This is a genomic window from Kitasatospora sp. NPDC004799 (genome assembly GCF_040609095.1).
Lineage (GTDB): Bacteria > Actinomycetota > Actinomycetes > Streptomycetales > Streptomycetaceae > Kitasatospora.
Genome location: NZ_JBEXJK010000356.1, coordinates 1 through 8,592 on the forward strand (window position 1 = coordinate 1; position 8,592 = coordinate 8,592).

The window sequence follows — 8,592 nt, forward strand, 5'->3', positions numbered from 1 at the left end:
GTCACCAACACCGGTGACCCGCTGAGCTCCTGGACCCTGGAGTGGACCTTCGCCGGCCGGCAGCTGGCACACCCAGGGCTGGAACTCCACCATCAGCCAGTCCGGGGCCGCGGTCACCGCCCGGAACGTCTCGTACAACGGCAGCCTGGGGACCGGGCCGGGGCCGGACCGGCTGCTGCGGGGCGGCGGTCGGCCCCGCGCCGGTGGCTGCGGGTGGTGGCTGCGCGGGGGAGTCCTACCGCCGGTGCCAGGCGGCGAGGAGCGCGGCCTCCCGGGCGGGGTCGAGGGTGCCCGGCACGGGCGCGAACGGCCGGATGTCGCGGGCGGTGTCGGCCACCGGGCGCAGGACCAGCCCGGTGGCGAGGGCCGCCGCTGGGTCGGCGGTGTTGGTGGCGCGGCTCTCCGGATCGGCGGGCCAGAGCGGGAGCGCGGCCTCCGGCACGCCCGCCGCGCGGAGGAAGTCCTCGGCCACCCAGGTGACGGTGGTGCCGGGCGGGGCGACCGTCGAGGCGACGGCGTCGAGCAGGTCGCCCAGGCCGAACGGCGGGGGAGTGGCGGCGTGGTACGCGCCGGAGGCGCCCCGCTCCAGCAGCCCGAGCATCCAGGCGGCGAGGTCGCGGACGTCGACCACCTGGACCGGCGCGTCCGGCCGTCCGGGGGCGAGCACCTCGCCGCCCCGGGCGAGGCGCTCCACCCAGTAGTCGAAGCGGTGGGTGTAGTCGTGGGGCCCGATCACGTACGTCGGGCGGATCAGCAGCGTTCCCGGGCCGAAGGCCTGTCGGGCGGCGCGCTCGCACTGGACCTTGAGGACGCCGTAGGTCTCGTGGGTGACCTCCCCGGCCTCCGGGCCGTCGGCGGGCAGCAGCGGGGAGTCCTCGGCGTAGCCGGGTGCGGCGGGGACGTCGTACACCGCGAGCGAGGAGACCAGCAGGTAGCGCCCGGCCGCGCCGGGGTCGAGGGCGGCCGCCAACTCCCGGACCTGGCGCGGGAGGTAGGCGCAGAGGTCGACGGTGGCGTCCCAACTGCGGCCGCGCAGCACGGACAGGTCGGCGTCGCGGTCGGCGATCAGGTGGGTGGCGTCCGGGAGTGCTCCGGCGCCGGAGCGGCCCCGGTGCAGCACCGTGACCTCGTGCCCGGCGGCCAGTGCCGCCTCGGCGAAGTGGAGACCGATGAAGCGGGTCCCGCCCATGACCAGAATGCGCATCCGGACATGGTGCCAGCCCGCCCGGTGCCGGGGCCACTCGGCGTCCGGCTGGTGCCCAAGTTGCGGGCGGGGTGCGTGAGTCGGGGACGGAGTGTGAGGTTCCGCGGGGACCTGTGTTCGACGGTCGACGGCACCGGGCGGCGCCCGTCGGCCGGGCCGGGGGCGCGATCGGACCGATCTCCGCTGGTCGGCCGCCCGACGGTGGAGTGGGGGTGGGGAACCGCAACGGCCTCGTAACGCCTGATCTCCCGTCAAAGTTCCTTGTTTCCCGGCGAACTTGTGTGAAGGGCCTTTAAGCTCCCGTTAACAATGGCGGTTTTTCGCCGCTCACGAACTCCCTCACGAGGTCGGGCGGAAGGCCCAACTGAACGATGAGAGCAGGGATGACGACGACAAGTGAACGAACGGCCGGTGGCGCACGCGGCCCGGACCGGCGGCGGTACGGCGGGTTCGGCCGCACCGTAGGCGGTGCGGCGGCCCTGGCCGTGGTGATCGGCACCGGCTCGTTGGCGGCGGCCCCCGCGGCCTTCCCGGCGGCCGGCGACGGGACGGTGACGGTCCACGTGATCCGGGCCGTGGACACCGACGGGGTGTGGACGCCCGGTCTGGAGCCGGGCATGGCGGGCGTGAAGGTGACGCTCACCGACGCTGCCGGGGTGGCCGTCGAGGGCACCACGGCGGCCGACGGAACGGTGACGCTGACGCCGGCCACGGGCAAGCTGACCGGCGGCAAGTACCGGGTCCAGGTGGTGAATCCGAAGCCGGGCGTGCTCTTCCCGGCCTTCGCCTCCCGCGAGGGCCTGGCCGGCGGGCCGACCAAGCTGAGCTCCAACGAGGAGTTCGTGGACGTCTCCGGCGGAAAGAAGGCGGAACTCACCACGGGGCTCTGGAACCCGGGCGACTACTGCCAGAAGAACGCGACGCTGGTGTCGACCTGCCAGAACCCGCCCGCGGAGGGCGACACCCCGCACACGCTGATCTCCTTCCCGTACAGCGCCCGCGGTACGGCCGGCACCAACTTCACCGTGACCGACCTGGCCACGGCGGGGGAGACCGGCAACCTCTACGGCATCGCCTGGAACAAGGCCGACCGGCGGCTGTTCTCCTCGGCCCAGGCCAAGCGGACCACCAAGTACGGCAGCGGCGGCCCGGGCGGGATCTACGTCACCGACGTGGCGCAGAAGAAGACCACGCTGTTCGCCACCGTCCCGGACGCGGGCACCACCCCGCACAGCCCGGGCAACGACGACGACTTCCTGGCCGCGGTGGGCAAGGAGAGCCTCGGCGGCATCAAGATCACCGACGACGGCAAGGACCTCTTCGTCGTCAACCTGCACGACCGCAAGCTCTACCGCTACGACGCCACCGCGGCGACGGCGGCCGCGCCCAAGGCTGCCTACCCGATCCCCGACCCGGGCTGCCCGGCGCCGGGGGACTGGCGCCCGTACGGCCTCGGCATCCAGGACGGCACCGGCTTCCTCGGCGGCGTCTGCTCGGGCGAGTCCACCGGCAAGGCCTCGGACCTGCGCGCCGTGGTGCTGCCCTTCGACCTGGCCACCGGCGCGTTCAAGCCGGCGGTGCTGAACCAGCCGCTCGACTACCCGCGCGGCACCACGGTCGGCGGTTCGTGCCCCGGAGCCGGCTGGTTCCCGTGGCAGGACACCTTCCCGGCCGCGCAGAACGGCCAGGCCTGCACCAGCTACCTGGCCAACCCCGAGCCGGCGCTGGCCGAGATCGCGTTCGAGACCGACGGCTCGATGCTGCTCGCCTTCCGGGACCGCTTCGGCGACCAGTCGGCGGCCAGCCCGACGAACAACGTGATGGCCAAGGTGCTGCCCGGCGGTGACCTCCTCAAGGCCTGCCGGGAGAACGGCACGTACGTGCTGGACACCAACCTGGGCTGCGGATCCAAGGCCCGGGGCCAGCGGTTCTTCGACAACAGCCGGATCGGCCACAACAACCCCGGCAACGCCGGGATGGCGTTCTCGAAGGTCGAGGACTCCATCGTGGTCTCGGGCTACGACAGCGACAGCCGGGCCTACGGCTACGGCAGCGCCTTCCAGAAGCGCGACGGCAAGGCGGACGGCGGCACGCGGCTCAACACCGGCCCGGGCGTCCCGCCGTTCGGCAAGGGCGCCGCGATGGGCGACCTGGAGGTGCTCTGCGACCAGGCACCGCTCCAGATCGGCAACCGGGTCTGGTACGACCCCGAGCGCAGCGGCCTCCAACTGCCGGGCCAGAAGCCCGTTCCGGGCGCGACCGTCCACCTGTACGACGCGGCGGGGAAGCTCGTCGGTACGACGAAGACGACCGAGCGCGGCGAGTACTACTTCGACGACAGCAACGTCGAGGGCGGCCTCAAGCCCCGGACCAAGTACACGATCAAGCTGGACAACCCGGCGGACTACGCCAAGGACGGCCCGCTCTTCCAGTGGGTGCCGACCGCCCACGACGTCGGCGACAACCACTTCGTCGACTCCAAGGGCATCGTCCCGAAGGACGGCCGGTACCCGGAGCGGGCGCTGACCACCGGCGGCCCCGGTGAGAACGACCACACCTACGACTTCGGCTTCCGCCAGCAGGAGGGCGCGCTGCGCCTGGTCAAGCACGACCAGGACGGCAAGCCGCTGGCCGGCGCCAAGTTCCAGCTGTGGCACGATTCCAACGGGACCGAAGGGCTCCAGCCGACCGGCGACAAGCCCGACACCAAGGTCGGCGACCCCTGCACCACCGGGGCCGACGGCCTGTGCCGGGGCAGCGGCGTGGCCGGGACGTACTACTGGCAGGAGCTGAGCCCGCCGGACGGCTACGCGGCGCCGGAGGACACCGTCTTCGGCCCGCTGAAGCTGACCTCGGCGAACCTCGACGCCGGGGTGGAGGTGACGGCCGTCAACAAGCTGATCCCCACCCCGACGCCCACCCCGACCGCGACGCCGACCCCGGCGCCGACGTCGGCGGCGCCGGTGCCGCCCGCCCCGGCGCCCCCGGCGCCCGGGCACCTGCCCAACACCGGTGCGGGCGACGGGACGCCGATCGTGCTGACCGGCGCGGCGGCGCTGATCGCCCTCGGCACCGCACTGGTGCTGGTGGTCCGCCGGCGCAAGGCCGCCCAGCGCGGCTGACCGCGGCTTTAGTGGGGCCCGGTGCACTGGCACCGGGCCCGATCGGGCGGGTTCGCGGGACCGTTGGTCCCCCGGGCCCGCCCGACTGTCATGACCGACCGAGGAGAGGGAGCGGGCCGTATGCGCCGCAACACGAAGGCCGACGGCCGCGGGCCCCGGCGGGCCGGCTGGCTCAAGGCCCTGATCGCGATCGTGGTGTGCGGCACCGCGGCGGGCGGCCTGGCCGTCTACCGGACGGTCTCCGACGAGCCCGGCGAACGCCCGGTGACCACCGACGAGGCGGGCCGGCTCGCCCTGTCCCGCCTGAACCTCTACCAGGCCAGCCCGGTGGCGGTGACGCTGACGGCCGACGAGGGCGGGGGCGTGAGCATCCGGGTCGACGGGATCGTCGACTACCGCAGCCACCGGGGGGTGGGCCGCTACCGGACCACCGGCGCGAGCGGGCCGCTGGACCACGGCCTGATCGTCTGGGACACCGGCGGCCTCGGCCTGGCCCCCGACTCGGCCGGCCCCGCCGCCGACGCCGCCACGGCGACCGCTGCCCCGACCGCGACCGCTGCCCCGACCGCCACCGCCACCGCGCCCGCCGCCGACGCCCCGGCCTGGGAGCAGGCCGAGCACATCCCGCGCCAGGGCTGGTCACCGCGCACCTACACGGCGGACCCGCTGGACTCCGGGCTGAACCTGCTGGTCCAACTCGGCGCGGACCGCCCCGACAACCCGCTGCTGCTCGGCCAGTCCGGGGCCCGCTGGCTGGGCCGGGACCGGATCGACGGCAGGAACCACGACCGCATCGCCGGCCCGCGCGCCCAGGGCACCGCACCCGACAGCGGCCGCTCGCCGCTCACCTACTGGGTCGACGGCGACGGCGGGCTGCGCCGGGTGACGATGCGGATGCCGGGGCTGGGCACCCCGACCACCGTCGACTTCACCGGGCGCCGGCCGGACGCCAGGCTGCCCGAGGCCCCGTGGCTGACCGGCTGAGCCGGCTGACCGGCTGACCGGGGCCCGACGGAACTCCGTAGGGCAGGGCGGTGAGCGGTACGAAATTCGTTGGTGAGGCAGCAATGGCTTCATCATCTTCCGTTCACCCGGACCCGGCTGCCAGCATCGGCGCACCGTCACCGCCCGAGGGAGTAGCCGATGAACCGCCCCGTTCCCTGCGCTGTCTGGCCGCACTGTCCCTGGTCGTCCTGGCCGCCACCGCCTGCGGGCGCTCCGACCGGGGCGGCTCCCCGGCCGACGGCGCGGCGCAGGCCGGAGCGAACTCCGGGAAGAGCGCCGCCGAGCTGCTCCCGGCGAAGAACCGGCAGAGCGGCGTGCTCAGAGTGGCCACCTCCGTCGGCTACCCGCCGATGGAGATGTACAAGGACGGGACCACCGAGCTGACCGGGGTCGACCCGGACCTCGCCGCCGCCCTCGCCGGGAAGCTCGGCCTGCGGCTGGAGCTCTCCAACTCCTCCTTCGACGGCCTGATCCCCGGCCTCCAGGCCGGCCGCTACGACCTGGTGATGTCCTCCATGACGGACAGCGCCCAGCGCCGCCAGGCCGTCGACTTCGTCGACTACTTCCGCACCGGCGGGGTGATCATGACGAAGAAGGGCAACCCCGAGGGCATCAGGAACCTCGAGGACCTCTGCGGCCGGAAGGTGGTCCTCGCCAAGGGCAGCTCCAACCTGGAGATCGGCGAGCAGCAGAACGCCAAGTGCGCGACCAGGATGACGATCTCGCAGAGCGAGGACGCCCCGACCGGGCTGCTCCAGCTGGACAGCGAGCGGGCCGTGGCCACCATCGTGGACTACCCGGTGGCGCAGATGTTCGTGCGGAACAGCGGCTCGTACGAGGTGCTGCCGGAGCAGTACGGGACGGCGCCGTGGGGCATCGCGGTGGCGAAGAAGGACTCCGGGCTGCGCGAGGCGGTGCGCAAGGCGCTCCAGGAGCTGATCGACAGCGGCGAGTACCGCGCGGTCCTGGACACCTACCAGGTCGGCGGCAGCGCGGTGGAGCGCGCCACCGTCAACGCGGCGCAGTGAGAACGGCGGCACCGACGAGATGAGCACCGACATGAGGGACCCCGCGACGCCCGCCCCGGCACCCCGAGCGGCCACGGCCCCCGACGACGGCCTGGCCCCCGACGACGACCTGGCCTTCGAGGTGACCGGTCGGCCCCGCCCGGCGCGCTGGTTCGCCGTGCTGGCGGCCGCCTTCGCCGCCGTTTGGCTCGCCTGGACGATCATCGTCAACCCCAACCTGCACTGGGACATCGTCGCGAAGTACCAGTTCGACGGCGTGATCCTGGAAGGGCTCTGGGTGACGGTCCAACTCACCCTGATCTCCCAGGTGGTGGGCATCGTCATCGGCGTGCTGGTCGCCGTGATGCAGCTGTCCGACAGCCCGGTGCTGCGGACCACCGCCGGGGCGTACACCTGGTTCTTCCGCGGCACCCCGCTGCTGGTCCAGCTGATCTTCTGGTTCAACCTGGCGCTGCTCTTCCCGGAGATCGGCATCGGCATCCCGTTCGACGGGCCCAAGCTGGTCAGCTGGCAGTCCAACACCCTGATCACCGGCTTCGTGGCGGCACTGCTCGGCCTGTCGATCAACGAGGGCGCCTACATGTCCGAGATCGTCCGGGCCGGCATCCAGAGCGTCGACCCCGGGCAGCGCGAGGCCGGCGCCTCGCTGGGCATGTCCAACCGGCAGGTCCTCACCCGCGTGGTGCTGCCGCAGGCGATGCGGGTGATCATCCCGCCGTTCGGCAACCAGTTCATCTCGATGCTGAAGACCACCTCGCTGGTCTCGGTCATCGCCGGCGCCGATCTGATGACCGTCTCGCAGCACCTCTACCTCGCCAACTTCGAGGTGATCGCGCTGCTGATCGTCGCGTCGATCTGGTACCTGGTGCTCACCACCATCGCGAGCGTCGCCCAGCACGCGGTGGAGCGGAAGTTCAACCCGGCCGGCGCCCCGCCGGCGCTGCACCGCCGGGTGCTGGCCAACCTGCGGCCGGGGCGCGGCGGGGCCCGGAAGCGCGTGACGAAGGGGGAGGACGCATGACCAGGACGGACCTGGCGGAACCGGCCACCGAGGTGGTCCTGTCGGCCCGGAGGGTGCGCAAGCGCTTCGGGGACCTGGAGGTGCTGCGCGGCATCGACCTGGAGGTCAGGGCGGGGGAGGTGCTCTGCGTGATCGGCCCCTCCGGCTCCGGCAAGTCCACGCTGCTGCGCTGCTTCAACCACCTGGAGAAGATCGACGCCGGGCGGATCGAGGTGGACGGCGAGCTGGTCGGCTACGAGCCGCACGGCGGCTCCGGCAGCCGGCTGCGCGAGCGCAGGCCGCGCGACGTCCGCCACCAGCGCGAGCGGATCGGCATGGTCTTCCAGCGCTTCCACCTCTTCCCGCACCGCACCGCGCTGCAGAACGTGATGGAGGGCCCGATCGCGGTCAAGGGCCGCCCGCGCGAGGAGGCCGGGCGCCAGGCCCGCGAACTGCTCGCCCGGGTCGGCCTGGCCGACCGCGCCGACCACTACCCGGGCCAGCTCTCCGGCGGCCAGCAGCAGCGGGTGGCGATCGCCCGGGCCCTGGCCATGGAGCCCACCCTGATGCTCTTCGACGAGCCCACCTCCGCGCTCGACCCGGAACTGGTCGGCGAGGTGCTCGGGGTGATGCGCGACCTCGCCCGCAGCGGCATGACGATGATCGTCGTCACCCACGAGATGGGCTTCGCCCGCGAGGTCGCCGACCGGGTCGTCTTCATGGACCAGGGCGCCGTCGTGGAGGCCGGCAGCCCGGCCGAGGTCTTCACCGCCCCGCGGCACGACCGCACCCGGGCCTTCCTCTCGACGGTGCTCTGATGGGAGCGGACGTGATCACCACCCCGGTCGACCTGCTGCTGCGCGGCGCCACCCTGGTGGACGGCACCGGGGCGCCCGCCCGCCCGGCCGACCTCGCCGTCACGGCCGGGCGGGTCACCGTCCTGCCGCCGGGCACCGCGGTGGCCGCGGCCGAGACCCTGGACGTCACCGGACGGGTCGTCACCCCCGGCTTCATCGACGTCCACACCCACTCGGACGCGCTCGCCGCCCCCCTCTGCGACGGCGGCCACTCCGACGGCGACGCCCTGGACGAGCTGCGGCTGGCCCCGCTGCTCCAGGGCGTCACCACCGAGATCAGCGGCAACTGCGGGATCAGCCTGTTCCCCGCGCTGCCCGAGCGGCTGCCCGACCTGGCCGAGCACCTGCGGGTCTCCTTCGGCCTCGGGGCGGTGGC

Annotated in this window: 6 protein-coding genes and 1 pseudogene; 6 read left to right on the plus strand and 1 reads right to left on the minus strand. The window is 73.4% G+C overall.

Annotation, left to right across the window (positions count from 1 at the left end):
* Positions 1–235 precede the first annotated feature (235 nt).
* On the minus strand, positions 236–1,204 hold the full coding sequence (locus ABZW03_RS31905) for an NAD-dependent epimerase/dehydratase family protein (RefSeq protein ID WP_355266025.1): 969 nt from the start codon (positions 1,202–1,204) through the stop codon (positions 236–238).
* A 383-nt stretch (positions 1,205–1,587) separates the two neighbouring features.
* On the opposite strand from ABZW03_RS31905, the gene ABZW03_RS31910 reads away from it, so the two are divergent.
* The 6 genes and pseudogenes from ABZW03_RS31910 to ABZW03_RS31935 all read left to right on the plus strand — a co-directional run.
* Entirely contained in the window at positions 1,588–4,326 is a 2,739-nt protein-coding gene (locus tag ABZW03_RS31910) for an SdrD B-like domain-containing protein (RefSeq protein WP_355266028.1), read from the plus strand.
* A gap of 120 nt (positions 4,327–4,446) precedes the next feature.
* Positions 4,447–5,310: a hypothetical protein gene (locus ABZW03_RS31915; RefSeq protein WP_355266031.1), complete on the plus strand. Its 864-nt coding sequence runs from the start codon at positions 4,447–4,449 to the stop codon at positions 5,308–5,310.
* 83 nt (positions 5,311–5,393) lie between these two features.
* The gene (locus tag ABZW03_RS31920; RefSeq protein WP_355266033.1) at positions 5,394–6,359 is read left to right on the plus strand and encodes an ABC transporter substrate-binding protein; all 966 of its coding nucleotides are present in this window, start codon (positions 5,394–5,396) and stop codon (positions 6,357–6,359) included.
* 31 nt (positions 6,360–6,390) lie between these two features.
* Positions 6,391–7,380, plus strand: coding sequence for an amino acid ABC transporter permease (locus ABZW03_RS31925; RefSeq protein WP_355266036.1), 990 nt, complete (start codon positions 6,391–6,393; stop codon positions 7,378–7,380).
* The gene (locus ABZW03_RS31930; RefSeq protein ID WP_355266039.1) at positions 7,377–8,177 is read left to right on the plus strand and encodes an amino acid ABC transporter ATP-binding protein; all 801 of its coding nucleotides are present in this window, start codon (positions 7,377–7,379) and stop codon (positions 8,175–8,177) included. The genes ABZW03_RS31925 and ABZW03_RS31930 overlap by 4 nt, the downstream gene beginning before the upstream one ends.
* A pseudogene (locus ABZW03_RS31935) lies at positions 8,177–8,592 on the plus strand (D-aminoacylase); the annotation flags it as partial. The gene ABZW03_RS31930 and the pseudogene ABZW03_RS31935, both read left to right, overlap by 1 nt.